Annotated in this window: 27 protein-coding genes; 9 read left to right on the plus strand and 18 right to left on the minus strand. The window is 70.2% G+C overall.

Annotation, left to right across the window (positions count from 1 at the left end; genetic code table 11):
• Window positions 1–598 precede the first annotated feature (598 nt).
• The 5 genes from TR49_RS37595 to TR49_RS37615 all read right to left on the minus strand — a co-directional run bounded on the left by TR49_RS37595 (window position 599) and on the right by TR49_RS37615 (window position 5237).
• Window positions 599–1789, minus strand: coding sequence for an alcohol dehydrogenase catalytic domain-containing protein (locus tag TR49_RS37595; protein WP_042390526.1), 1191 nt, complete (start codon window positions 1787–1789; stop codon window positions 599–601).
• A gap of 69 nt (window positions 1790–1858) precedes the next feature.
• Window positions 1859–2872, minus strand: a complete 1014-nt coding sequence (locus TR49_RS37600) for an SDR family NAD(P)-dependent oxidoreductase (RefSeq protein WP_042390527.1) — start codon at window positions 2870–2872, stop codon at window positions 1859–1861.
• 10 nt (window positions 2873–2882) lie between these two features.
• The gene (locus tag TR49_RS46170; protein WP_042390530.1) at window positions 2883–3092 is read right to left on the minus strand and encodes a hypothetical protein; all 210 of its coding nucleotides are present in this window, start codon (window positions 3090–3092) and stop codon (window positions 2883–2885) included.
• Window positions 3093–3526: 434 nt separating this feature from the next.
• On the minus strand, window positions 3527–3976 hold the full coding sequence (locus TR49_RS37610) for an SRPBCC family protein (protein ID WP_042390531.1): 450 nt from the start codon (window positions 3974–3976) through the stop codon (window positions 3527–3529).
• Between the two features lie 730 nt (window positions 3977–4706).
• A complete protein-coding gene (locus TR49_RS37615; protein ID WP_052434958.1) occupies window positions 4707–5237 on the minus strand; it encodes a hypothetical protein in 531 nt (176 codons plus the stop codon).
• Between the two features lie 246 nt (window positions 5238–5483).
• Here TR49_RS37615 and TR49_RS37620 point away from each other — a divergent pair, with 246 nt between their 5' ends.
• Both TR49_RS37620 and TR49_RS42210 read left to right on the plus strand, forming a co-directional pair.
• Window positions 5484–6329: a DUF1206 domain-containing protein gene (locus TR49_RS37620; protein ID WP_084725815.1), complete on the plus strand. Its 846-nt coding sequence runs from the start codon at window positions 5484–5486 to the stop codon at window positions 6327–6329.
• Window positions 6330–6966: 637 nt separating this feature from the next.
• The gene (locus tag TR49_RS42210; RefSeq protein ID WP_160311703.1) at window positions 6967–8022 is read left to right on the plus strand and encodes a diacylglycerol/lipid kinase family protein; all 1056 of its coding nucleotides are present in this window, start codon (window positions 6967–6969) and stop codon (window positions 8020–8022) included.
• Here TR49_RS42210 and TR49_RS37630 read toward each other — a convergent pair.
• The 4 genes from TR49_RS37630 to TR49_RS37645 form a co-directional block, all read right to left on the minus strand.
• The gene (locus tag TR49_RS37630; RefSeq protein WP_042390536.1) at window positions 7937–8935 is read right to left on the minus strand and encodes a YdcF family protein; all 999 of its coding nucleotides are present in this window, start codon (window positions 8933–8935) and stop codon (window positions 7937–7939) included. The two genes, TR49_RS42210 and TR49_RS37630, sit on opposite strands and share 86 nt — an antisense overlap.
• Before the next feature lie 138 nt (window positions 8936–9073).
• Window positions 9074–9529, minus strand: a complete 456-nt coding sequence (locus tag TR49_RS37635; protein WP_152627678.1) for a phosphatase PAP2 family protein — start codon at window positions 9527–9529, stop codon at window positions 9074–9076.
• 93 nt (window positions 9530–9622) lie between these two features.
• A complete protein-coding gene (locus TR49_RS37640; RefSeq protein WP_042390538.1) occupies window positions 9623–9955 on the minus strand; it encodes a WhiB family transcriptional regulator in 333 nt (110 codons plus the stop codon).
• Between the two features lie 41 nt (window positions 9956–9996).
• Window positions 9997–10350: a hypothetical protein gene (locus tag TR49_RS37645; protein ID WP_042390540.1), complete on the minus strand. Its 354-nt coding sequence runs from the start codon at window positions 10348–10350 to the stop codon at window positions 9997–9999.
• Between the two features lie 234 nt (window positions 10351–10584).
• Between TR49_RS37645 and TR49_RS37650 the strand changes: the two genes are divergently transcribed.
• Complete coding sequence (locus TR49_RS37650) at window positions 10585–10818, plus strand: DUF5133 domain-containing protein (RefSeq protein WP_042390542.1); 234 nt, start codon at window positions 10585–10587, stop codon at window positions 10816–10818.
• A 114-nt stretch (window positions 10819–10932) separates the two neighbouring features.
• Here TR49_RS37650 and TR49_RS37655 read toward each other — a convergent pair whose 3' ends face one another.
• From TR49_RS37655 to TR49_RS37665, 3 genes are all read right to left on the minus strand, one after another.
• Entirely contained in the window at window positions 10933–11751 is an 819-nt protein-coding gene (locus TR49_RS37655) for a glutamate ligase domain-containing protein (protein ID WP_052434960.1), read from the minus strand.
• Between the two features lie 147 nt (window positions 11752–11898).
• Complete coding sequence (locus TR49_RS37660; protein ID WP_042390544.1) at window positions 11899–13623, minus strand: thiamine pyrophosphate-dependent enzyme; 1725 nt, start codon at window positions 13621–13623, stop codon at window positions 11899–11901.
• Between the two features lie 21 nt (window positions 13624–13644).
• Window positions 13645–15111: an FMN-binding glutamate synthase family protein gene (locus tag TR49_RS37665; RefSeq protein ID WP_084725817.1), complete on the minus strand. Its 1467-nt coding sequence runs from the start codon at window positions 15109–15111 to the stop codon at window positions 13645–13647.
• Between the two features lie 468 nt (window positions 15112–15579).
• Here TR49_RS37665 and TR49_RS37670 point away from each other — a divergent pair, with 468 nt between their 5' ends.
• From TR49_RS37670 to TR49_RS46550, 3 genes are all read left to right on the plus strand, one after another.
• Window positions 15580–15927: a PRC-barrel domain containing protein gene (locus TR49_RS37670; RefSeq protein ID WP_439654166.1), complete on the plus strand. Its 348-nt coding sequence runs from the start codon at window positions 15580–15582 to the stop codon at window positions 15925–15927.
• A gap of 112 nt (window positions 15928–16039) precedes the next feature.
• Window positions 16040–16756, plus strand: a complete 717-nt coding sequence (locus TR49_RS37675; protein ID WP_042390554.1) for a DUF1345 domain-containing protein — start codon at window positions 16040–16042, stop codon at window positions 16754–16756.
• A 7-nt stretch (window positions 16757–16763) separates the two neighbouring features.
• A complete protein-coding gene (locus TR49_RS46550; protein ID WP_268874160.1) occupies window positions 16764–16892 on the plus strand; it encodes a hypothetical protein in 129 nt (42 codons plus the stop codon).
• A 77-nt stretch (window positions 16893–16969) separates the two neighbouring features.
• Here the strand turns inward: TR49_RS46550 and TR49_RS43380 are convergent, their stop codons facing one another.
• From TR49_RS43380 to TR49_RS37685, 3 genes are all read right to left on the minus strand, one after another.
• Complete coding sequence (locus tag TR49_RS43380; protein ID WP_152627679.1) at window positions 16970–17200, minus strand: hypothetical protein; 231 nt, start codon at window positions 17198–17200, stop codon at window positions 16970–16972.
• A gap of 353 nt (window positions 17201–17553) precedes the next feature.
• Complete coding sequence (locus TR49_RS37680; protein WP_042390556.1) at window positions 17554–17787, minus strand: hypothetical protein; 234 nt, start codon at window positions 17785–17787, stop codon at window positions 17554–17556.
• A 160-nt stretch (window positions 17788–17947) separates the two neighbouring features.
• Window positions 17948–18856: a hypothetical protein gene (locus TR49_RS37685; RefSeq protein ID WP_152627680.1), complete on the minus strand. Its 909-nt coding sequence runs from the start codon at window positions 18854–18856 to the stop codon at window positions 17948–17950.
• Between the two features lie 494 nt (window positions 18857–19350).
• Between TR49_RS37685 and TR49_RS37690 the strand changes: the two genes are divergently transcribed.
• Window positions 19351–19659 (plus strand): hypothetical protein, encoded by a 309-nt coding sequence (locus TR49_RS37690; protein ID WP_042390565.1) that lies wholly within the window; start codon window positions 19351–19353, stop codon window positions 19657–19659.
• Between the two features lie 34 nt (window positions 19660–19693).
• Here the strand turns inward: TR49_RS37690 and TR49_RS37695 are convergent, their stop codons facing one another.
• Window positions 19694–20926 (minus strand): PP2C family protein-serine/threonine phosphatase, encoded by a 1233-nt coding sequence (locus tag TR49_RS37695; protein WP_042390580.1) that lies wholly within the window; start codon window positions 20924–20926, stop codon window positions 19694–19696.
• A 212-nt stretch (window positions 20927–21138) separates the two neighbouring features.
• Here TR49_RS37695 and phoU point away from each other — a divergent pair, with 212 nt between their 5' ends.
• Window positions 21139–21798 carry a phosphate signaling complex protein PhoU gene (phoU, locus tag TR49_RS37700; protein ID WP_042390567.1) on the plus strand — a complete coding sequence of 220 codons (660 nt, stop codon included), beginning with the start codon at window positions 21139–21141 and terminating at the stop codon, window positions 21796–21798.
• Here phoU and TR49_RS37705 read toward each other — a convergent pair.
• Window positions 21795–22316 carry a hypothetical protein gene (locus TR49_RS37705; protein WP_042390569.1) on the minus strand — a complete coding sequence of 174 codons (522 nt, stop codon included), beginning with the start codon at window positions 22314–22316 and terminating at the stop codon, window positions 21795–21797. The two genes, phoU and TR49_RS37705, sit on opposite strands and share 4 nt — an antisense overlap.
• Before the next feature lie 160 nt (window positions 22317–22476).
• On the opposite strand from TR49_RS37705, the gene TR49_RS37710 reads away from it, so the two are divergent.
• Entirely contained in the window at window positions 22477–22989 is a 513-nt protein-coding gene (locus TR49_RS37710; protein WP_042390571.1) for a hypothetical protein, read from the plus strand.
• A gap of 58 nt (window positions 22990–23047) precedes the next feature.
• On the opposite strand, the gene TR49_RS37715 is transcribed toward TR49_RS37710, so the two are convergent.
• A complete protein-coding gene (locus tag TR49_RS37715) occupies window positions 23048–23482 on the minus strand; it encodes a guanyl-specific ribonuclease (protein WP_042390574.1) in 435 nt (144 codons plus the stop codon).
• Between the last annotated feature and the right edge of the window lie 429 nt (window positions 23483–23911).

Genomic DNA, 23911 nt, shown 5'->3' on the forward strand with positions numbered 1-23911 from the left:
CCACCTGGGCACCCAGGCCGGCCTTGGCACCCTGTTCTGCTGGACGCCGGCGCGCCAGGTAGCGCTCCGAGGAGAAGGGACCTCCTGCCGCTGATAGTGCTTGCGAGTCCTCACGGTCCTGCTTCATGCAACGAGCATGTCACGCCGCCCCGGCCACACCCGAGGCAACAGGGACCCGCACGCCGGCAAGGGAGCGGAGTGGGGTGGCTCCAGGCCGACCGGGACACCTGGGCCGGGACACCTGGTGGGGGACGTCGTGGTGCGGGGCCGCTCCGGGGGATCTGCTCACAGGCGTGCGGGGGACGCAGTGGCCGTGCGCTCCCATGTGTCGGCGTGCTCGTGTACCGGATGACGTTCATCGCGGCGAACTGTTGCAGCCAGCCGCTCATCGGCCAAAAGCCCAACCGTGATTTCTACGGGGGCGTCGGAAGCCACGACTCCGTGCTGATCGGGAGCCAGTGTTTCTCCGGCGAAATCGGGAGCCACCCGGTAGCCAGGAACGATGTAGCGATTCCCGTTTGGAACTCGGACCGGACTGTCAGGCTGATGCGCGAGCTGGCGCGGCTGTGCAGGCAGGTGTGCCGATCACCGAGGGGCATCAGTGTCCGACCGTGAAGAGGATCTTCACGGCGCCGTCCTGCTTCTTCTGGAACATCGCATACGCCGATGCCGCGTCGGCCAGGGGCAGGTGATGGGTGGCGAAGGAGTCGACGCCGAGCGGGTCGCCGTCGACCAGGAGCGGGAGCAGGTCCGGGACCCAGCGCCAGACGTTGGCCTGGCCCATCCGCAGCTGGACCTGCTTGTCGAACAAGGTGAGCATCGGCAGCGGGTCGGTCATGCCGCCGTAGACGCCGGAGATCGAGATCGTCCCGCCCCGGCGCACGATGTCGATGGCCAGGTAGAGGGCGTCCAGGCAGTCGAGGCCGACGTGCTGCATCATCTTCGCGGCCAACGTGCCCGGGAGCAGCGTCGTCATCTGCTGGGCGATCTTGGCGACCGGTGCGCCGTGGGCCTCCATGCCGACGGCGTCGATGACGGCGTCCGGGCCGCGCCCGTCGGTCAGGTCCCGGATCACGTCGGGCAGGTGCTTGCCGTGTTCGGCCAGGTCGAGGGTGTGGACGCCGTGCGCCTGGGTGCGCTGGAGGCGTTCGGGGACCAGGTCGATGCCGATGATCTGGCCGGCTCCGAGGTGGGCGGCGACACGGGTGCACATGTCGCCGATCGGGCCGAGCCCCAGCACGGCGATACTGCCGCCCTTGGGGATGGCGGCGTACTGGACAGCCTGCCAGGCGGTCGGCAGCACGTCGGACAGGAACACGAAGCGGTCGTCCGGCGGCCCCGCCGGTACCTTGATCGGCATGGTGTTTCCGAAGGGCACGCGCAGGAACTCGGCCTGCCCGCCGGGGACCTGGCCGTACAGCTTGGTGTAGCCGAACAGGGCCGCACCGCTGCCGTACTCGCGGACCTGGGTGGTCTCGCACTGGGACTGCAGGCCCTGCGCGCACATGAAGCAGCTGCCGCAGGAGATGTTGAACGGGATGACGACCCGGTCGCCATCTTTGACGGCGGTCACGTTCGCGCCGGTCTCCCGGACGATGCCCATCGGCTCGTGCCCCAGGATGTCGCTCTCGCCGAGGAAGGGACCGAGGACGTCGTACACGTGCAGGTCGGATCCGCACAGCCCGGTCGAGGTGACCTCGATGATCACGTCGTCCGGTTCCTTGAGGACCGGGTCGGGAACCGTCTCCACCCGCACGTCACGTCTCCCGTGCCAGGTCACCGCTTTCATCGTCCTCACACTCCGTTCGTTGATCGCGCCCCAGAGCAGGCCGGAGGCGGTCCGCGTGTTACGGATCGGTCATGCGCCGCGGTCGCCGCCGGCCGGGCGGAACGGCGGAGTCTGGTTCAGCCGCGCGGCAGCCCGATCGCCCAGGACCGTGAGACGGTCCATGAACCCGGTGCCGAACTGGAGCCTGGCCTCCACACCCGGCTGCTCCAGCGGGCTGTGCCCTGGGTCGGGGACGGCGGGCAGCAGCCGGTCCACCTGGGACAGGGCGCGCACTGCCGTTGCGGGGGCGAGACCGTGAAGGCGGACGAAAGCCTTCGCGGCCAACGTGAGCACCAGCTCGGGGCGCCGCCCCGCGGCGGCGTCGATGATCGACCGCGCAGCACGTTCGGCGCTCATCGACAGGCCGGGCAGCGAGGCCGCGGCAGCGAACCAGGCGTACTCGCGCCGGGTGTCGCCGCGGAAGCGCGCGGCCTGGTGGGAGCCGGTGCGCATCAGCCCCGGAAGGACCGTGGTGACGCTGACGCCCTGTTCGGCGAGTTCGGCACGTAGACCCTGGGACAGGCCGGTCGCGGCGAACTTGCCGACCGAGTAGGGCAGCAGGTGCGGGACGGCCACCCGGCCGCCGATGGAGGTGATGTTGACCAGACGTCCGCGCGCGGCCCGCAGGTCCGGCAACGCGGCCAGGGTCAGCCGCAGTGGGGCGAAGCACAGGGTCTCCACGGCGTCGTGGAATGCCTGTTCGTCCATCGTGTCGACCGGTCCGACCTGGATGGTGCCGGCGTTGTTGACCAGGATGTCCAGGCCGCCGAACCGGTCGTGGACCTCGTCCAGGAGGCGGATGGCCGCGTCCGGCGAGGTCACATCGCAGGCGAGGGCGGCCACCCGATCCGGTTCCGTGACGCCGTCGCGCAGCAGGGCCAGGGCCGCGGACAGGTCCTCCCGGTCACGGCCGCAGATCAGCACATCGCAGCCACGCCCGAGCAGTTCCCGCGCGATCAGCAACCCCAGCCCGCGCGAAGCCCCCGTCACCAGAGCCGCCCGCCGTCCGCGGCCTTGCCGTGCGCTCACCTCGTCAGTGGACACCACTGCCTCCTCACTCCACCCCCCGGGCGCGTCCACGGCCGGGAAAGCGTCGCCCAGGACACCTGGGCATCCGACCTGGGACGTAGGTGTGCACGGTGAGCTCCTCGAGGATCCGCGAGACCACGGCCCCCTGGTTGGCGCCCTTGACGTGGGACTCGCGGAACAGTTTCCGCACCGCCTTGGGGTCCTCTTTGAGCGGAGCGATCGCCTCATCGGACACGGGAACTTCTTCCCTTCGTTGATGAGCGAGTCGGTTGGAAGCCCAAGGACGCGGGCCGACTGGGTCAGACGGAATGGACGCATGCTCCTGACGGACGGGGAAGGCCCTTCCGTCGCCGACAGCGCCCGCTTCTCCTGGCGGGGACAAGGGTCACAAGCCTGGAAGACGGCGCCGCCGGTTCCCCGCAGGCAGCGCCCGGATTCACCCGTCCGGCTCCCTCCGTGGGTGCAGAGGCGTGATGGGGCCGCCAGGAGGGCGGCTGACAAGGCCGCGAACAGAGGCGAAAAGTTGAGGGGCGAACTCGGGCAGGCTGTCGGGCCGGGCGGTCTGCAGCGCCCACTGAGGCCGAGGGCAGCCGACCGAGGCCGCTGGCCGACGTGATCGGCGATAGGCCCTGCCGGACGGGGGAACCGGCAGGGCCATCAGCGGTGAGGTTACAGGTTGCCGCGGTATCCGCCGGTCGCCATGCCGCGTTCCTCGATGAAGTGCTTGAAGCGCTTGAGGTCACCCTTGACCTGGCGGTCGAGCATCCCCATCATGTCGGCCGCCTTCTCGGTCATGCCTTCAGGCTGAAAGTCCATGGCGAGCATGACGCGGGTATGGGTGGCGTCGATCGGCTGGAAGGACACGGTGCCGGTCTGCTTGACGTCGCCGCTGGTGGTGCGCCAGGTGACGTGGTCGTCGGGAACCTGGTCGACGATCTCGGTGTCGAACTCGCGGGTGGCACCGGCGACCTTCGTCCTCCAGTGGTTGTGCCGGTCGTCGATCTGGGTGATCTCCTCGACGCCGTCCATGAAGTTCGGGAAGTCCTCAAACTGCGTCCACTGGTTGTAGGCGGTGGTGACCGGCACGCCCACGTCGATCGACTCCTGGACCTTGCTCATGGCATCTCCCTTCCTCGGGTTCGGGTGGTCTGCTCAGCAGTGCGCCTGCCCCGCTGCGCGCAAGGCATACGCCTCTCTTGGAGGCCCTGGCGAACGGCGCGGCGCACTCGCTGCCGCGCTCGTGATCCAGATTCCTTCACCCCGGTGCTTCCGACCAGGCGGGCGGATCGTCCGGTGGAACCCGGGCGTAGGGCGTCTTCCGGCTGGCTGCCGGGGCCCCGGCAGCCACGCCCCACGGATACCGCCGAGGCCAGTGGTGACTGCGGCTGAACAGCCGGCTCAGACCGCATTGGAACGCGAGTCGGCAGATGACTCTCTGATGATGCATGAGCTGATGAAAGCCGTGCCGGGGCTCGACTGGATCGGTGTCCGTATCTGCACGACGCGACTCCACATCGGGGTGCGCTGCACCATGGATAATCGCGTGCGCGCTCGTCGCAGGGGCGCTGATCTGGTGGCTGGCCCGCGACCGCAACGTAGTTGACACGCAGGTGCTCGCCGCCCGGCCCGTACCGGCCGCCTGACGCGGAACCCCACACTCTGGAGGTCACCAGGCGGACCTTCGCGTCCAGGACCGCAGCCCACACGTTCGCCGCGAGCGCTCCGCCGATGCCGGCAGTTCTTCGCAATCGTGGAGGCGGCCACGCCCTGCTGGGCCGGGACGCGGGGGGCGCGGGCGGCCAGCAGGCCGCTGGTGCCGCGGTCATGTGCATCCCGATCGCCGCAAGGCTCACCGGCGCCCCCGGCTCCATCCGCGGGGGCGCGATCCGGGCCGCTCCCCCTCGGGCGTGCCACCGGTGGCGGCGGCAGCACCGGCGCGGCTGCCGCTCCGGGCTGCCGCCAACAGGTACCCGAGCAGTCCGGCGAGCGCCACGGCTTGGCGGGCGGCGCTGTGCCACGGTCCGCGCGGAAGATCCCACATCCGTTCGAACGCACCTTGGACTGCCCCCATCAGGGCGATCCCGAACACGGCCACCGCCGCGACGCTGCCCGCCGTCGTTGTGCTGAGCGTCAGGCCGCTGGTCGCGAACCGTTCCCGCACCGCCGCTGAGCCCTGCCCCGTCAGGCTCATCGCGTCGGTGATCCACTGCGCAAGACCGGCACGCCGGGTGACGGACGCTGGCGCAATGATCACCAGGAGTGGCATCAAGGTCACAAGGAACAGCGCCGAACGCCATCGACCGCTCCAGCAGCTCCAGCTCACGCCCCTGCGCCACAGCTCGGCGATCCGCGCCGCTGTGACTCGCACCGCCCTCGCCATTCCCACCTCTCCCGACACGTCCGCCGTCAGTACCGGTAAAGGTAGTCCTTCCCTTCGAGAAATCCTCACCGGCACAGGGCCGCCGAACAGCAGGGCTTTCCTCACGGTGCGCCGGACCCCGCACCGTTAGCCGGCTCGGGTCGCGGCGTTCGCGAGTGCCGCGGTCATGGCGCGTGGGCGTGCCGGTTCGGGGCACACGTATCCACGGATGCCGGAACTGGTGATCCGTCAGATCAGGAGGCGGTCATGGCGTTTGCGCACGCTCGGCGAGGTGGACGGGCCCGTCGAGGCCGGAGATATCGGCTGCTGAGCGGGTCTTCGCGGCGTGACGCCTTGAAGGCGGCCGGGCGGGCTGGCTTCGTGGCCCGGGGGGTGGTGTACGTCCTGATCGGTGTACTCGCTGTCGCTGTCGCCCGGGGAAGGCAATACGGTGAGATGGACCGTCAAGGGGCGCTGCGTCAGATCGCGGGCCATCCGTTCGGCGCGCTGTTGCTGTGGGCCCTGGCGGTGGGTTTCGGCTGCATGGCACTGTGGCGGGCCTCCCTCGCGGCGGGTGACCGCGGACGGAAGAAGGCCGGGGGACTGCTGCTGAACGCGGGCCGCGCTGTCTTCTACGCATCGGTGTGCTGGGGCACCGCGGCGTACGCTACCGGGAACGGCGGTGGGGCGAGCAGCGACGCCAAGTCGCAGGACTGGACCGCGTCGGCGCTGAAGCTGCCGGGAGGCCGAGCCCTGGTGGCAGTGGCGGGGGTGGTGCTGGCCGGCGTCGGGGTCGGGATCGTCGTGCGCGCCCTGCAGCGGCGGTTCCTTCGGAAGCTGGACACCGCGGCGATGAACCGTTGCACCCGGGAGGTCGTCACAGCGCTCGGTGTGGGCGGCAACGTGTCCCGAGGCACGTTGTTCACTGCAGCGGGGATCTTCGTGTTGATCGCGGCCATCGACTTCGACCCCCGGCAGGCCAAGGGCATGGACGCCACCCTGCGGAGCTTCGCCGACACGCCTGCCGGCCCGTGGCTGCTGGTCCTCGTGGCAGCCGGCCTGGTGCTTTTCGGCGGCTTCTCCTTCGCCTGCGCCCGCTGGCGCAAGCTCTGATCACCCTCCCCAACGCTAACCTTCCTGCCGTCACAGGCTGGAGCGACCGCACGAGGGCTCGCTGGGCCAGTGGCGCAGAAACGACTCATGAGGGACCTCACGGGTGCAGAACGCGCGCAGCTTCGCCGGTATCCGACTGTTGCAGGCCTGCTCTTCCCGGTCGCCGGCAGCCACCGGGGTAGGGCTTGCGAGCCTGATACGAGGTGCCGCCGACCGAGGGCTGGAGTGGACGGTCGTGATAGGGGCGAGCGGGAGCCGGACCGGACGGCGGGCCGCTTTGCGCGGCGCGGGCTCGGTTCTGCTCGCCTCCACTGTCGCCGGCCTGACGGCCAGGGGCCTGGGTCCGGGGCGAGTGCCACGGCAGCAGCAACCGTCGGCCTGCGGATTCTCCCCGCACCGGTATGCCACTTCGGTCGCGGCGTTCGCGACGGCCGTCGCCATCGAGTCCCCGCTTCTGGGCGCCGCGGTCGTTCCCGTCGCCGCGGCCGCGAGGGCGTCGCGCGTCCGGGCGGCAGCGCACAGCCCCGCGGCCGCGCTGGCCGGCGCCGTGGTCGGCGCAGGGACAGCCGCGCTCACGTTGCGGTCGTGGCCGCGACGCAATGACCGTCCCGCCACCACCGCCCCGCCCGGGAAAGCCGTGCCCGCCCTGCCGACGGGGGCCGGTCTCCACATCGTGGTCAACAGGGCTTCGGGCTCCGGAGCCGTCGGACGACTCGGCAGGGCCGGGAACGTGGTCGACGATCTACGACAGGAGCTCCCCGACGCCCACATCCTGGAGTGCCAGGACGGTGGTGATCTGGCTCCGCTGCTGGACCGGGCCGCGGTACTGGCCCGTGAGGCTGATGGGGCCCTGGGCATCTGCGGTGGGGACGGGAGCGTGAATCTGGCCGCGAGCGTCGCGGCCAGGGAGAACCTCGCGCTGGTCGTGTTCCCCGGCGGCACCCTCAATCACTTCGCCATCGATCTGGGTACCCACACCATCGGTTCCACTGCGCAGGCCGTGCGGACCCGTAGTGCCAGTGCGGTCGACCTGGGGCAGGTGGTCAGCGCCGGCGGTGGGAGCCATCTGTTCCTCAACACCTTCAGCATCGGGATCTACCCCGAACTCGTCCGTGTCCGCGAGCGTTTGGAGAAGCGCTGGGGCAAATGGCCGGCTCTCGCCGTCGCGCTGGTCCACGTCATGGCCACGGCCCGGCCGGTGCACGTGACCGTCTCCGGGGTCCCAAGGACGCTGTGGATGCTCTTCGCCGGCAACGGCACCTACGACCCGCCCGGCTTCGCCCCCAGCCATTGCAGCTCTTTGGACGGCGGACAGTTCGACATCCCAGCGATCGACGGCAGCCACCCTTTCGCCCGCACCCGGCTGCTGCTCGCGTTCCTCACCGGAACACTCGGCACCTCCCGCGTCTACCGCGCGGCCCGCCTCCCAGCTCTCGACATCACCGACCTGAGCGACGTCGAGAGCATGGCCGTCGACGGCGAGACCGTTGCCGCCCCCGATCGGATCCGACTGCGCAAAGCCACTGCCGGCCTGACGGTCTACCGCCCCGACCACCCCGCCACCCGTGAAGGCGCAGAGCCCCAAGGGATCCTCCTGCCCACCGCGATCACTTCATGGGCGGCAACAGCGCGAGACCCGGGAGCAGCAGCAGTGCGGTCAGTGCCAGGAAGGCCCGCCGGTCGTACCAGATGATGGCGGCGAATTCCCGCGTGGCTCCGGTGAGCCAGTAGGAGGGAGTGGTCGGTGCCCCCACGACGCTGCCGCGCAGCCCCACCCTGTTCAACACCAGGGCGGTCCGCAGGACATGGAAGTCGCTGGTGACCACCACGCACCGCCCGGCGCTCCCGTCGCTCTCGATCACCTCGGCGCTGTAGGTGAGGTTCTCGTCGGTGTTGCGCGACCGGTCCTCGCAACGGATCCGCTCCTGTGGCACGCCGTGGGCGACCATGTAGCGGGACATGGCCTCGGCTTCCGACCGGTCCTCGTCCGGCCCCTGACCGCCTGATGCGACCACGACCGGATCCCCTCCCGCAGCGACGAGCCTCCGATACACCGCCAAGGCCCGTTGCAGCCGAGCCGCGAGCACTGGCGTGATCTCTCCGTCGTCCAGCCCGGCCCCCAGCACGATGATGTAGCTCGCGCGACGCCGCGACCAGGGACGGGCCCTGAGCAGCGTCAGCCCCAGAAAGGACAAGAAAGCAGCCGTGACGTACACGGTGGACATCCCCAGCGCGAGGAAGGCCGCCATCCAGCTCCGGCCCCCACGCGCGCAGACGACCCCGACCACCAGCGCGGCTGCCAGCATCAGCCCCACGCCCGCCGTCGCTGCCTGAGGTCGACCGAATCCCTGTCCCACCAGCAGCAGCAACCCGTCCGCGACCAGCAGCAAAGCAAGGCCGCCCACAACAGCGGCCACCCCTACCCCCAGCAGTGCGGCGGCGGTCCTGGCCGCTCCCGGGCTCCCGAACAGGTCCGGCAGCAGCGCCATCACCGCGCACGTCACGCCGAGCGCCACCAGCGCGCACAGCCGCGACGACGCACGGCATCTTCCCGCCACGACGGCAAACACCAAAGCCAGCAGCACCTCTACGGTGCGCAAAACCATCCAGCCCTCCTTCGACGACAGTTGCCCGGGCAGGGGAGGGAACACTCATCAAATCAAAGCGTCCCGCGAACGCTTTCGGTCGCAGCAACGGCACGCCCAGGCGCCGACTGGTTCCGTCGACATGCCGGGTGGACACGATCAGGGCGGCGTGGGACAAGGGCGGTGCACGCGAGGCCAGGCCATGGGCGCGAACAGCGGAAGCAACCTCGCCGCGGTCATGGTGTGGCCGGAGGGAAAGGACCAGCCGGTCGCCGTGACAACCGGCTGGGGCAGCGCGGGCCGCGGGCGGCCGACGGTCGGCTCCAGCACGACCTGAACAAGCCCGCAGGCAGCGGCCCGCACAGCGGCCACCCGCTCACCGGCCCACCACAACCTCAGCACCACCAAGCCCGGGAAGCCCCTCAGCACGACCGGGGCCAGCACCGCGCTCACCACCAGCATCACCCCCGTCCACACCCGGTGATGCACCGCGACCACGTGCAGGTTCCGGTCAACCGCCACGTCCAGATGAAGCAAGGGACGCCAGCCGGTTTCGACCAACGCGAGCAGGAAACCGCACAGGACCGCACAACCGGCCGCCCATGTGACGAGCATGCGCGACCGTTGACACCGCATCATGTGCTGTCGCCCCACCCAGCAAACCCCCACAGCCTCCTGCCCAGATCCCGGACACCCTGACGCCCCGGCCTACAGAGCGGTTGACGCCACTGGCGAGGGACGGGCACCTCGGGCGCGGGCGGTCCGGCGGCGCCCCCGAAGCACGCCGGCACGGTCGTTCTCACTGAGGCCGCCCCAGACCCCGTACTCCTCAGCGCACTCCAGCGCATACTCACGGCACTGCGCCAGAACCGGGCAAGCGGCGCACACCCGCTTCGCCGCCCGCTCCCGCTCCTCGGACACCGCGCCCCGCTCACCTGCGGGATGGAAGAACAACCTGGTGTCCATCTCCGCGCAGGCGGCCTCCTCCTGCCACGCCCAGGCCCACTCCACCAGCCCGGGAAGCTCCGGCTTACGCCCCATCAGCTCCCATCCTTCTTCTGCTTGTGCGTCAACACGAGAGCTCAGGGCGTCAAGCGGGCGTAGTAGTCGCCCACCTGCTGGTGGTAGTCGGGATCGTCCCTACGCCGACCGGGGTCGAACTCGGGCGCGTTCTTGATCTCGTCCTTGGTCCTCCCCACGGACACCACGCGGCCTGCGGCATCGACAGTGGAGATCACCCCAGCCGGCAGCAGCACCTTCCCGCCGAAGACCCACCCACCCGTGTCGACAACGATCCGGCCCGCCCCAGCCTCGTCGCCGTGCTGGTCGACCTTCCCAACCCGGCCGTCCACGGCCTCCACCGAGAACCCCGCCAGGTCCGTCCCCGGCTGGTAGCCGCTGTCTGGACGGTAGGCCCAGATACCGGTCGTCTCCATGTGCAAACCCTTCCTTGGTCCCGCACGTCGAAAGCAGCCAGCGCGCTCGCCATCAAGACCGCGCGTGCCCCGAGGCCACGACCTTCACACCCTCCAAGCCCTCGGATCGGCATTCCCGGCGGGCGATTCACGGCCACAGAACATGTGCATGGATTCGGGTTACAGGGGCACACGGCCGGTCGGGCGGCCCTGCCGGGCGCCCGTTAACAACAATGTCGAGCGGGGTTGGTTCTCATGCTGATGGCACATCCGACGGTCCTGAACACGCTGGTCGAGGAATACGCGGCCCTGACGGCCCTCGGCGCGGAAAACGGTGACGCGCCGGCGCGGCGCCGCATGGAGGACGTCACCTACACCCTGTGTGTGGCCACCGGCACCCGCGACATCGACAGCGCCCTCGCGGCCGCCCGCCACCGGCTTCCCGGCGCCCGCCCCCACGACGACTCCCTCCTCACCACCGCACGCTAGAGGTACGGACCCGCAGCACGGTGATGTCAACAGCGGCCTCGGTCAGCTGTCCCGTGCGGCAACAGCGCGTCGTCAGAGCATTGCCGGGGCGTCGGGCTTGGGCCGCCCCATCTGTCAGCCCGCCCTGCAACGCTGTTCGCCTTCTCCGCGCGGTGGACGCTGCGGTCTGGCGGGGTGTCCGTCGCGATCAGCGGCCGCGTCGTCGGGCTGTGCGAGGTGTTCTGCGAGGGTCTGCAGTCCGGCGGCGCGTGAGGCTTTGACCAGGACCACGTCGCCGGCCAGCACGAGTTGCTGCAGTGCGGTGGAGGCGGCCTGGGGGTCCGCGCAGGTGACGGTGTCGACGTTGCCGCGCCGGGCCGCCTGCTCGATCAGCTGGGCCTCGGCCCCACCGACGGCGATGAGGTGGGCGATGCCGAGCTGGGCGACGAGCTCGCCCAGCCGGGTGTGCTCGCGGTTGCTCTCGGCTCCCAGCTCGCGCATCTCGCCCAGGACCGCGACGGCCCGGCGGCCTCGGGCCATGGCCTTCAGCGCCTCCAGGCCGGCGCGCATCGAGTCGGGGTTGGCGTTGTAGGCGTCGTTGATCACGGTGACGCCGTCGGGTCGCTCGGTGACCTCCATGCGCCACCGCGATGCGGGCTTCGCCGTGGAGAGCTGCGCGGCGATGCGGTCGATGCTCAGGCCCGCCTCGCGTCCCACCGCGGCGGCGGTCAGCGCGTTGGCGACGTGGTGCTCCCCGGCCAGCCGCAGCGCCACCTCGGCCCGGCCTTCGTCCGGGGTCACCAGATGGAAGCGGGCCCGTCCGAGGTCGTCGACCTGGACGTCCTCGGCTCGCAGGTGTGCGTCGCGGGTGCGGCCGACCAGCACGACGCGGGCCCGGGTGCGCGACGCCATCGCCACCGTCGGAGCGGCCGCCACCTCGGGGTCTCCGACCACACCTCCTGGAGGCTCGTCGAACGGGCCCAGGCCGACCTACGCAGCCTCATCACCTGACGCGTCCACCCCGTCCACCCCGTCCATCCACGACAGCCATCGGTCTCGGAGCAGTCCCTTGGAGTAGATCATCTAGGGAGGGGAGGTCCCTCAGCCGTCGCTTTGGAGGGTCTCTTTGATCTTGGCGATCGCGAAGCCCCAGCCCTGCTGGACGGTCGGTTTTCCCGGGACAGCCAGTTCCTGGGGGTTGGTCAGGACGTCGAGGAGTACGGGTCCTGGGGTGGCGAAGGCGCGTCGGACGCTGTCCTGGAGCTCGCTGGGGTCGGTGATCCGGATGCCGGTCAGGCCCAGCGCGCGGGCGACAGCGGCGAAGTCGGGGTTGTCAAGCTCGGTGCCGAACTCGGGCAGTCCGGCTTGTTCCTGTTCGAGCTTGACCATGCCCAGCCGCCGGTTGTCGAAGACCACGAGCTTCACCGGCAGCCGGTAGGTCTTGATGGTCATCAGGTCGCCGAGCAGCATGCTCAGACCACCGTCGCCGCAGAAGGCCACGACCTGCCGTTCGGGGTCCCAGAGCTGGGCGCCGATGGCCTGGGGCATGGCGTTGGCCATGGAGCCGAGGTTGTAGGACCCAAGCAGCCGGCGGCGCCCGCGCATGGTCACGAAGCGGGAGAGCCACACGGTCGCCATGCCGGTGTCGGAGGTGAAGGTCGCGTCGTCGGCGGCGCAGGCGTCGACCGCGGCGGCGAGGGCCTCGGGGCGGACGTCGTGGTCGCGGTTGTCCAGGGCGCTGCGCAGGCGGCCGAACAGGCGCCGGTCGTGGCGGGGGTCGGTCAGGCGCTGCTGGTCGGCGCTCCACTCCTGGAAGCGCTCGCGGGCGCCGTCCAGGTGTGACCGGTCCCCTGCCTGCTTGAGGTGGGGCAGGAGTGCGCGCAGCGTGGCTGCGGTGTCGCCGGTGAGTCCCGCGTCTGCCGGGGTCCGGCGGCCGAGGTTGCGCTGGTCGAGGTCGATCTGGACGACCTTGCAGCCGCTGGGGTACCAGTCGCGGTACGGGAAGTCGGTACCGAGCATGATCAGCGTGTCACAGGTGTCCAGGGCATGGACGGCGGCAGGGTTGCCGATCAGGCCGGTCTGACCGACCTGGTAGGGATTGGCGTCCTCGAAGCCCTCCTTCGCCTTGAGGGTGAGGACCATCGGTGCGGACAGGCGCTCGGCCAGCGCGAGCACCTCTTCGCGCGCATCCCGCGCGCCGCGGCCGACCAAGAGCGTGGCCCGGCCTGCAGCATTGATGAGCTCGGCGGCTCGGTGGATGTCCGCGTCGTCGGGGCGGGTGACGGGGCGGGGGTGCACGATGCGGGTGGGACGGTGGTCGGTGAGCTCGCGATCCCCGAGATCGCCGGGGATGGTCAGGACCGCCACGCCGCGCTCGCCGATCGCGGCGCGGACCGCCGTCTCCAGCATCCGCGGCATCTGATCCGGCGAGGTGACGGTGGCGCGGTAGACGGCGACGTCGCGGAAGAGCAGGTCGTTGTCGACCTCCTGGAAGTAGTCGCTGCCCATTTCGGCCGAGGGGACCTGGCCCGCGATGGCCAGGACCGGGGTGCGGCTCTTGGCGGCGTCGTACAGTCCGTTGAGCAGGTGCACGGACCCGGGACCGACAGTGCCCATGCACACTCCCAGGGTTCCGGACAGCTGCGACTGGGCGCTGGCGGCGAAGGCCGCGGCCTCCTCGTGGCGGCAGCCGACCCAGTCCAGGCCCTCGGTGGTGCGGATGGCGTCGGTCAGCGGGTTCAGCGCGTCGCCGACGACGCCGAAGATGTGCCGCACACCCAGCTCGTACAGGGCGTCGGTGATGACTCGGGCGACGGTACGTGCCACGGGGGCTCCCTAGTGGAGATCTCAGACGGTGAACTGGTCGGGGTGGGCGTGATGCCAGTCGCGCGCCCACGGTTCGGGCACGTCGTCATGGAGCAGCTGACCAGGCGTCAGCCAGGGATAGATGTCCGCATACGAGCGGATGGTGTGCGGATCAATCCGGCGGTGCAGCATGTGCGGGCTCAGCTGCGCGGGCTCGCGGACGCCCATCGCGGCCATGATCTGAAGAGCGCTCTTGACGGTCGCCTCCTGGTAGCGCCGTACTCGCTGCGACTTGTCCCCCACGTGCAGGGCGTGGGCTCGGCGCGGGTCCTGGGTGGCCACGCCGACCGGGCAGGTGTTGGTATGGCAGCGCTGGGCCTGGATGCAGCCGACGGCGAACATCATCGCTCGGGCCGCATTGGTGAAGTCGGCTCCCTGAGCCAGCCGCTTCACCAGATCGCTGCCGGTGGCCACCTTGCCGCTGGCGCCGATCCTGATGCGATCGCGCACTCCGACCCCGACCAGGGCGTTGTGCACCGTCATCAGCCCCTCTGTGAGCGGCATCCCCATGTGATCGGCGAACTCCAGCGGGGCCGCGCCGGTGCCGCCCTCGGCGCCGTCGACGATGATGAAGTCCGGTGTGATGCCCTCCTCCAGCATCGCCTTGCACACCGCGAGGAACTGGCGGCGCGAGCCGACGCACAGTTTGAACCCGGTCGGCTTGCCACGGGCCAGCTCCCGCATCCGGCCTATGAAGCGGACCAGCTCACGCGGGGTGGAGAAGACTCGGTGGTACGGCGGGGAGATGACGGTGCGGCCCTCAGGGACGCCGCGAACCTTCGCGATCTCCGCGTTGACCTTCGGGCCGGGCAGCACACCGCCGATGCCCGGCTTGGCTCCCTGGCTGAGCTTCAGCGAGACGCACTTGACCTGGGGTCGCGCCGCCTTCTCCGCGAACCGGTCCGGGTCGAAGTCCCCGTCCGCGGTCCGGCAGCCGAAGTAGCCGGTGCCGACCTCCCACACCAGGTCCCCGCCGGGACGCAGGTGGTACTCCGACAGGCCGCCCTCACCGGTGTCGTGGGCGAAGCCGCCCAGCGCCGCGCCGGTGTTCAGGGCCAGCACGGCGTTGGCCGACAGCGAGCCGAAGCTCATAGCGGACACATTGAGCAGCGCCATGTCGTACGGCTGGGTGCAGTCCGGCCCGCCGACGGGCACCCGGGGTATCTCGGTGGGCAGGGCGACCGGGGCCATCGACGGCACGAGGAACTCCCGCCCGACCTCGTACAGGTCCAGCTCTGTGCCGAACGGTTCCTCCGCATCCGTCCCTTTGGCCCGCTCATAGACGATGCTTCGAGTGTCACGATCGAACGGACGCCCGTCGACGTTGCGTTCGACGAAGTACTGCTGCACCTCGGGCCGGATGCCCTCCAGCGCGAAGCGCAGATGGCCCAGGATCGGGTAGTTGCGCAGGATCGAATGCCGAACCTGCAGCACGTCCGCCACCGCCATAGTCAGCAGAATCAGCAAAGGAACGGCCGCGAACCACAACCACGGTGCTACCAAAAACGCGGCCACCGTCGCGGCGACCGCCCCACATCCCAACCCGCCAACCCACAGAAATCTCAACACAACAAGCGTCTAACCCACGACCTGCGGTGCTATGCAGTCCTGTCACCACAGCGCGGTGAGGAAGGGAGGGGCTCCTAGTGTTCGGTCAGATGCTCTTCCCGGTCGTGACGGCCGCGCAGATCGTTGCAGATGACGCGCTGCATCGCACTCCCCTCCGGGCGCCGGTCCCCCAACCTCACAGGCTTGCCGCACAGGCAGATCGCGTCCTGACGCTCATAGAGCTGTCGAAGGACGGCAGATTTCGGCGTCGGCGCATGATGGCCGGGATTCGGGTCAGGAGCCGACAGACAAGGCCGGTTCGCTCGCTTCGGGCCGAATCGGGGTTCCGTCTCATGCGAAGGGGTTCTCGTGGATAACGGCATGTGGGGCTACCAGGCCACCTCCGGCTACCAGGCCGGGATCGAGCTCACCGGCTTCCGGGTTGAGGCGACCGATGGCCACATCGGCAAGGTCGACGAGCACTCCGCCGAAGTCGGCGCGCAGTACATCGTGGTGGACACCGGTCCGTGGATCTTCGGCAAGCACGTTCTCCTCCCTGCCGGCACGATCCTGTCGGTCGACACCGCCAACCAGACCGTCCAGGTCGGCCGCACCAAGGACGAGATCAAGGACTCCCCCGAGTATCAGCCTGATAAGCACAACGGCGACGCCGACTACCGCAATCAGGTCGGCACGTACTACGGCGGCCTGCTGTAGCCCGACAACAGCACCACGCCAGGGTGGTCCGCACGGGTGTGCCGTGCGGACCACCCTTTGCGACCCGGCGCCGCCTGCGACCGCCTCGAAGAGGCAGGGAGAGAACAACGATATGGCCAGCAGTCGTGCGCAGGCGCGCATCCGGCACCCGCGCCACCAGCGGCGCGGCGAGGCCCGCCTTCCTGCGGTCCTCGCCACACTCGTGGCCGTCGCCCTGTACCTGCTGCTGCCGCAGAACCTGCTCCTTGGCCCGCGCTTCGTGCTGCCCACCTTGGAGGTGTTCCTGCTCGTCCCGCTCCTGGTGATCAACCCCAGACGCATGACGCGGCAGAACCGCGCCTCGCGGACCCTCTCCCTGGTCCTGGTCGCCGTTATCGCGGGCAGCAACCTGTTCGCCCTGGGACTGCTGATCCACGATCTGGTCTCCGCCGGCGTCAAGGACGGCGGCGCGCTGCTGGTGGCCGCCCTCCAGGTCTGGCTGACCAACATCATCGTGTTCGGGCTGGCCTACTGGGAACTGGACCGCGGCGGCCCCGTCGCCCGCACCCAGGCCCCACGCGAGGAGCTGCCCATGGCCGACTTCCGCTTCTCCCAGGACGAGAACGACGGCGCCGTCCAGGAGGTCGCCGACGGCTCCAGCATCAGCGCCGACTGGATCCCCACTCTCGCCGACTACCTCTACGTCTCGGTCACCAACTCCACCGCGTTCAGCCCGACCGACACCATGCCGCTGTCGACCCGCGCCAAACTCATGATGAGCGTCCAGGCCGTGGCCGCCCTCCTCACCTCACTCCTGGTAATCGCCCGAGCCGTCAGCATCCTGCACTGAGACCGGCGTGACCTACCTCCTCGCCCCTGGCATGGGGCCGCTCGGCTCGGGCGGCTGCATCGACTGTGGCCGCGACGCCGACACCGGACCGTCGGCCACCGAAGGCGACCAGGTCGGCATCGACCGCGCGGAGTGAGGCGCGGCCCTCGACCCGGCGCCCGGAGCCGGTCGTGGAGGGGCCACGGCCCGGTGCCGCGGGCAGTGCCCGGGCGCTCATGGGCCGCGGTCGCCGCGCAGCAGCCGGAGCACCTCCAGGGCCGCCTTGCGGCGCGCCACGCTGCGCGACGCCACCGCGACGCCCACCACCACGGCGTGGACCAGCATGGGGAGAACCGCCAGCACCAGCGCGATCCACGGCTGCCCACGCCAGGCCTCCACGGCCGATAACGCCCAGCTCGCCGCAGCGCCGGGCTCCGGCCGCCTGCGCCTGTCCCCGCCCGCCATGTGGCCCCCTCCGTCGCCTTCGATCCAACCGCGTTCCAGGCGCGTGAATTTCACACTTTGTGAAAGATCGCCGGGCTGGACACGAGCCCAGGAGACCACCGGCCAGCGCACCTGGGGCACCCACTTTGGGTGCTTTGCCATGAGGCATCGGTGGGACAAGTACAGCGGAGAAAGCGCGGACGGATCCGCAGTGTGGTTGCGGGCCCGCAACCACACTGCGAGTCGGTCTAGACCACGCGCCAGGTGTGCGAGCCTGGACCAGGTTGCGGCTGTCGCGCGGGCGTCCTTGCTCGTACCGCGCCCCACCCCCGGAGACGTGAACCGCGGCAAGCCGACGGCCGCTCGCGGGGCTGCTACGCGCTGGCGCGCTGGTCGGCTCTCGCCCAGCCGGCGGGCTTCAGGTCCTCTTCGAGCAGGGTCGCTGCGTCGACGGCGACACTGAGCTCCTGCCCGAGCAGCCGCCCCTGGGCGAGCTGCTCGGCGGGCCTGTCCTCGGCGGTGAAGTCCATCAGCGTCCACACGGCCGGCTGCCCGGGCGCCGGGTCGGCCATGGTGACACGCCAGATCCGGGTGATTTCGAGCGGCACAGGTCCGCGCCGGGCCGCAGGCTCTCCGCGATCAGCACACCTGGCAGCACTGCTGCTCCTCTGCCACGTTCCGGCTGGTGGGGTGAGGGCAGCGGTTGGGCCTGGTACGTGAGGGGCCCCTCCGGAGAGAGGCCCATGAGCGGTTGCTTGGTCCGGCAGGTCAGGTGGTGCAGCCGGTGACGGGCTTGGGGCCGTCGCACTGGGTGGGCTTGTTGCCGGTGACGCTGCCGGTCGGGACGGTGGTGGTGCTGCTGTTATAGATGCCACCGCCCATACCCCCCGTGGTCCGTGGGGTCGCGGTGTTGTCGGTGATGGTGGCCTGGTCTTGGACGGTGAGCGTGCCTTTGTTGTTGACGCCGCCCCCGTTTCCGTAGTTGCCGCCTTGGTCCAGGCCGGTCTGGCCCTGGACGCTGTTGCCGGAGATGGAGGCGTGATCCTTCATAGTCATGGTGCCCAGGTTCCAGACACCGCCGCCGTCAGTGCCCGGCCCTGCGTGGTTGTCGTACACCCGGCTCCGGCCGGACATGACCAAGGTGCCGCCCTGGTTGTAGATGCCGTGGGTGTGGTGTCCGTGCACGCTGGAGGTGTCCCCCATCTCCAGCGTGGCCCCGCTCTCGATGGGGAGGTAGTCGCCGCCGCGCGCCTCCGTGTTGCCGGCGAGCACGGTCTTTCCGGATTTCACCCACAGGGCTTCATTGGCTGAGCCGGGTGCCAGGACAAGGTTGCGCAGCGTGGTAACCCCAGCGTTGACCTTGATGAGCACGCGAGCGTCTGCCTTCGGTGCCAGGGTCAGAACGGCTCCGTTGCCTTGTACGACCGTGTTCTTGCCACGGGAGACCAAGGCAACCCCCGCGTTGAGCCCGTTCCACAAGTTGCTCAGCGCATAGGTGCAGTTGGCATTCTTGTTGGGATTCAGCACGATCGTGGCGGTGCTCTGCTTGTTCGCCGTCTTGAACGCGCTGACCAGCTTTTTCGCGTCCCCGCACGCCACCTTGATCGAGGCCGATTGCGCGGCATGCGCCGGCGTACCGCTCCCGGTGAGCACCGCTCCCGCCGTCATCACGGCCACGGACGCCATCGTTGTCCTGCGAGACACCCTCACTCCACTCCACGTACCGGTCCGGCCGGTGCAAGATCACCGACCTCACCTGTACAAAGAGCGGGCGGCCCCTCAGGACACGCATCAGGCACAGCGCGTGAACACAGCAATCGCATGCCCGGCTCGGGATGCGCTGGCGCGGCACTGAGAATTCCGGCCCGGTCTCGACGCGGGTGCCGGGGGTGGGGGGTGACGCGGGATGGCTAGGGGCCGTCGTGGTCCCCCACAGACCGCGGCGGCCCCCTAGCCGCTTGCCCCAGGGCAAGGCGCGGCTGCTCCTCTTCCCCTCGGAGCTGCCGCGGTTACGGGGACGGGTCAGTACGTTACACGGAGTTTGCGCGTACATCATCAAGCAGTGGAAGGGTGGTCCGGTGCGCCTTCTGCCCGAACCGGTGGACCGCGTGGCGTAGCCGGGCCGGTAGGGCGGGAAGGATGAACAGTCCAGGCATCGGAAGGAGGCATGAGTGGACCGACACTTCCTGCACCGTCATTCCCATCAGTCGCGCACGGCGGTCGACGAGGGGGAGCGGGCACGGTTGCTGGCGGAGCTCGCCCAAGGGCGGGCCCTGGCTGAGGCCTTGGACCACGAGGGGGCTCTGGTCGCGGGCATGCTGGTGCGAGATCTGCTGGAGGCGCTCCCCTGGGTGGACAAGATCCACGCGGGGCAACTGATGCACCAGCTCGGAATCAACGACCGCCGGACCGTAGGCGAGCTGAGTGAGCGTCAGCGTCACCGTCTGCGGGAGCTGTTCCCTTCGTCCGCCGCGGCCTGACGATGCGGTTGGCGCCACGCGCGCTCGGCGGTTGTCAGAGTTGGAGGACGACCAGGGCGGTGTCGTCGGTGACGCCGACGCGGGGCAGCATGTCGCGCAGGACCGCGTCGGCCAGGGCCTCGGGATCCGTCTCCGCCCCCTGGTGGCGGGCGAGGGAGGCGGCCAAGCGGTCCAGGCCGGTGGTGATGTCCTGGTGGCGGCGCTCGATCAGCCCGTCGGTGTAGAGGACGAGGACCTCCCCCGGCGCGAACGCTGTGGTCGCCTCGGGGCGGGGGCCCGGGTCCGGGGAGGCATCCAGGGGCGGGTCCAGGGCTCGGTCGAGCCACGTCACGGTCCCGTCGGCGTGTAGTAGGGCGGGCGGGGGGTGGCCAGCGCTGGAGTAGGTGACGGTGTGCTGCTCGTAGTCGATGAAGCAGGTCACCGCGGTGGCGTTCTCGGCGCCGTCGACGAAGCCCGCGTAGCGGCCGAGCACGTCCAGGGCCTGGGCGGGGCCGTCGGCGACGCGGGAGGCGGCGGCGAGCGCACTGCGCAGCTGCCCCATGACGCCGGCGGCCTCCAGACCATGGCCCACCACGTCGCCGACGGAGACGCCGACGCGGTCACCTCCGGCCAGCTCGGTAATGTCGTACCAGTCGCCGCACACGTTCAGCGCGCCGGTCGCCGGCCGGTACCGCACCGCCGCCCGGTGCCGGCGCAGGGGCCGATGGTGGGGGAGCATCGCCTTTTGCAGGACCAGGGCGACCTCGCGCTCGCGGGCGTGGGCCTGCCGGAGCCGCTCGTTGACCTGCTGCAGTTCGCGGGCGCGGGTGTACAGCTCGGCCTCCAGGGCCCGGTCGCGGCCCTGCTCGGGCAGACCGCGGGTGCGGATCAGCTCGGTGACTTCCTCGACGCGGTGCACGACCAGCACCACGTGGCCGGTGCCGTCGAGGACGGGGGCGTTGACCGGGCTCCAGTACCGCTCCTGCCACACCCCGGGGCGCTCGGGCGACTGCACGTCGTAGCGCTGCAGGGCCATCGTGTCGCGCTCCCCGGTCGTGAGCACCCGGCGCAGCGACGCCTCCAGGTTCCGGGCGCCGCCAGCCGGGTTGTCGGGCCTGTCGGGGAAGACGTCGAACAGGTACCGGCCGACCAGCTGCTCGCGGGGCAGCCCGGAGACGCGCACGAAGTCGGCGTTCGCGTCCACGAACACCAGGCGCGGGTCCAGCAGCGCCACCATGCCGGGCAACGCCTGGAACACCGCCCGGTAGTCGATCCCCGCGTCCGTCACCAGCAAGTCCGCCTTCGCTTCCGTGCCCGGCCCAAGCGGGTGGCCCGGCGGCATCGCCTGTAGCGCCGGGCCGTGGTGAACGCTACCCGCGGGTGCCTGGCCCGCTCGCCCGCCCCAGGGCCGGAGCCATCCGGGTTCACTCCGGTGGTGTATCCCTGTCTGCACACGACCAGCACACGAGGGCGGCACTGCCCAGGAGAAAGGGGAGCCGAATGCGCGCCGCGTACCGCGAGGAGCTCGCCGCGATCACCGACGGCCTGGAGCAGATGGCCCACCTCGCCGCCTCCGCGATCGGCCGCGCCACCACCGCCCTGCTCGACGCCGACCTGCACCTCGCCGAGACCGTCATCGCCGCCGACGACAAGCTCGACCGGCTGCAGCGCGACCTTGAGGAACGCGCGATTGCCGTCCTCGCGCGCCAGCAGCCCGTGGCCACCGAACTGCGCGCCGTGGTGACCGCGCTGCGCATCAGCGCCGAACTGGAGCGCTCCGGCGACCTGGCCCTGAACGTGGCCAAGCTGGCCCGCCGCCGCTTCCCCGACCACGCCGTCCCTCACGAGCTGCACGCCACCGTGCTGGAGATGGGACACGTCGCCCAGCGCCTGATGGCCAAGGCCGCCGACGTCATCGCCACCCGCGACCTCGAAGTCGCGCTCGAACTGGAGGGCGACGACGACGCGATGGACGACCTGCACCGGGCCCTGTTCCGGCGCCTGATGGACGACCGCTGGCAGCACAGCGTGGAAGACGCCGTCGACGTCACCCTGGCCAGCCGCTTCTACGAACGCTTCGCCGACCACGCCGTCACGGTCGCCAAGCGAGTCATCTACCTCGTCACCGGCACGCACGTCGACGACCTGCCCGCAGACTAGTTTCCGGCTCCTGCAGCTCGGAGATCGGCGAGGGCGGCCTGCTGGGCAGCCAGCTGCTGCCGGGCCCGCGCGGCGATCTGCTCGGCGGCCTCCGCCGCGTTGCGCGTCTGGGCTGCGTTCTCTTCTGCCGCTGTGACCGCGGTGCGGGCCTTGTCGACGGTTTGCTCCGACGTGTGGAGCCGCTCCTGGTCGGCGCGCAGCCGGTCGGCGGCGCGGTCTGCTTTCGCCCGGGTGCGAGCCAGGTCGGCCTCGGCGGCGCGTTGCTGGGCCTCCAGCTGACGAACGGTTCGCTCGGCGTCGGCAAGATGCTGCTGCCGCTCCTTGTCCGCCCGCTGGGCCGTCTGCGCGGCCGCGGCCCGGCTCGTGGACGAAGGGCGGGGCGACGGCTTACGCCCTCCACAAGGACATCGGCACTGAAAAGGAGCCGACCCCCGGTTGACCCGCCACCAGGGCGAGCGGCAGCCCTGGGCGAGAGCGGCAGCCGTGGGCGAGCGCGCCTTGTGTCCCCACAGCGACACCGGCCTGAGGCGCTCTCGGGCGGGGCCTGCGCGAGCGGTGAGGTTATCCACAGACTGCCCGATGCATCGTATGAAGATCCATACAGCAGAGCTGTACGAACCTTCGCGGCGTGGCGTTGACCTGCGGCGTAGCCCGCGAAGAGCGGGAGGGCAGCCATCCATGTTTCGTTACACCTACAGCAGGCGTGGCGACGGCGGGGTCGAGCTCCGCTTCTCGTTGTCGCCTGCCGAGGCCCGTGCCCTGACGCCGCCCTACGGCTGGTCGGTCGGGGAGGACGCCGTGGAGCTGGGCGACTTCTTCGACACCGTGCTGGAGACGCTGATCATGCTCCGGACCGGCAGGGTGTCGCGGCGGTCCAGGTTTCCAGTGCCCGCGGTGGACGACTGGTCCATGGTCATCACCAACGCCTTCGTCGATCTGCTGCCCCGCCTGGAGGGACTGGGCGAGGCGGCAGTGCGGATAGCCCGCGGCCTGGGCATGAGCCACGCCGACATCGCGTTGTCGATGAACGTCACGCGCAGCACCGCGCAGAGCCGAGTCCGCAAGGTCACCGGCCGGCCCGCGACCGAGTTCGAGACCTGGGCGCTGCGAGGTGACCCCGGCAAGGTTCGGGCCCGCTTCCGGCCGATGGAAGAGGGCCCGAGCGAGCCGCCGGACTTCGCCCTGGACTGACCCTCGCCCCGGCCGGTCAGAAGGTGCGTTCAATCCCCGCCAGTGACGGCGGTCGCGATCACCGCATCCTCTCGAAAGTGCGGAACAGGTCAGCGGTGTACCAGGCGCTACCGTCATCGCCCGTGACGATTCGCTGTCCATCCCGGTCCTGACCGGGTGTCCTCCGGTTGACGTCCCACTGCCGATACTGGATCGGGTTGCCCTCGCTGTCGGCAACGGGGAGCACGCCGTCCCGATTGGGCCAGATCTCCCCGCCCCTGGTGCCTGACCCGTCGTTCGGCGGCCACTGGCCAGCGTCGATCAGGGCCAGCGTCTGCCGCGCCTGGTCTGGCACGGCTGCGCGCACACCCCGCTGCATGTGCAGCGTGTGCACTGCCGAACGGGCCGTGGGGCCTGCCTTCACGGTGTCTTCGGCATGGGCCGTTGACGCCGAGGCCAGAGCGACCCCGGTCACGGCAAGAACGGCCGACAGCCGCTTCGCGATCTTCATCATGCCCTGGGAACGATCTCCTGCCGCTGCGGTCACGTAGCGCCTTGGGTTCGCAGCAAACGGACACGGCGCCAGAGGATCGAACGCAGCCACTCAGCAAGGCTGTGCGTGCCGTCCCCGGCCGGGGCGGCGTGCCCGCCCGATTGGGACCCGCTCGTGCCTCGCGCTTGCGGGTCGGCCAAGGCTCGGGCCGTACCAACTCGGTTGTCAGCAACACCTGGTATGGATGTTGAGTGACCGACCGACCCGCGATGTCCCGACCGTTACGGGAACTACTCGATGCTCTCCGGCCGATGGGCTGCGCTCTTGCGGCCCCGGACCTGGACTGACAGGCGGCTGCCCAGAGGGACGCCGAAGCCCTTGCCTGGCATCGAGCGAAGCACGTCCTTGACCAGACGAACGCATTCAGCGGCTTCTCGAGCGCCAGACTTC

This window comes from Streptacidiphilus melanogenes, from assembly GCF_000787835.1.
Taxonomy (GTDB): Bacteria; Actinomycetota; Actinomycetes; order Streptomycetales; family Streptomycetaceae; genus Streptacidiphilus; species Streptacidiphilus melanogenes.

Bases quoted from the DNA above. Each gene is read 5' to 3' on its own strand.
- TR49_RS37595 (WP_042390526.1), bottom strand. From the start codon at position 1,789: ATGAAAGCGGTGACCTGGCACGGGAGACGTGACGTGCGGGTGGAGACG.
- TR49_RS37610 (WP_042390531.1), bottom strand. From the start codon at position 3,976: ATGAGCAAGGTCCAGGAGTCGATCGACGTGGGCGTGCCGGTCACCACC.
- TR49_RS37615 (WP_052434958.1), bottom strand. From the start codon at position 5,237: ATGGCGAGGGCGGTGCGAGTCACAGCGGCGCGGATCGCCGAGCTGTGG.
- TR49_RS37620 (WP_084725815.1), top strand. From the start codon at position 5,484: ATGGCGTTTGCGCACGCTCGGCGAGGTGGACGGGCCCGTCGAGGCCGG.
- TR49_RS37630 (WP_042390536.1), bottom strand. From the start codon at position 8,935: ATGGTTTTGCGCACCGTAGAGGTGCTGCTGGCTTTGGTGTTTGCCGTC.
- TR49_RS37635 (WP_152627678.1), bottom strand. From the start codon at position 9,529: ATGCTCGTCACATGGGCGGCCGGTTGTGCGGTCCTGTGCGGTTTCCTG.
- TR49_RS37640 (WP_042390538.1), bottom strand. From the start codon at position 9,955: ATGGGGCGTAAGCCGGAGCTTCCCGGGCTGGTGGAGTGGGCCTGGGCG.
- TR49_RS37645 (WP_042390540.1), bottom strand. From the start codon at position 10,350: ATGGAGACGACCGGTATCTGGGCCTACCGTCCAGACAGCGGCTACCAG.
- TR49_RS37650 (WP_042390542.1), top strand. From the start codon at position 10,585: ATGCTGATGGCACATCCGACGGTCCTGAACACGCTGGTCGAGGAATAC.
- TR49_RS37665 (WP_084725817.1), bottom strand. From the start codon at position 15,111: ATGGCGGTGGCGGACGTGCTGCAGGTTCGGCATTCGATCCTGCGCAAC.
- TR49_RS37675 (WP_042390554.1), top strand. From the start codon at position 16,040: ATGGCCAGCAGTCGTGCGCAGGCGCGCATCCGGCACCCGCGCCACCAG.
- TR49_RS43380 (WP_152627679.1), bottom strand. From the start codon at position 17,200: ATGGCGGGCGGGGACAGGCGCAGGCGGCCGGAGCCCGGCGCTGCGGCG.
- phoU (WP_042390567.1), top strand. From the start codon at position 21,139: ATGCGCGCCGCGTACCGCGAGGAGCTCGCCGCGATCACCGACGGCCTG.
- TR49_RS37710 (WP_042390571.1), top strand. From the start codon at position 22,477: ATGTTTCGTTACACCTACAGCAGGCGTGGCGACGGCGGGGTCGAGCTC.
- TR49_RS37715 (WP_042390574.1), bottom strand. From the start codon at position 23,482: ATGATGAAGATCGCGAAGCGGCTGTCGGCCGTTCTTGCCGTGACCGGG.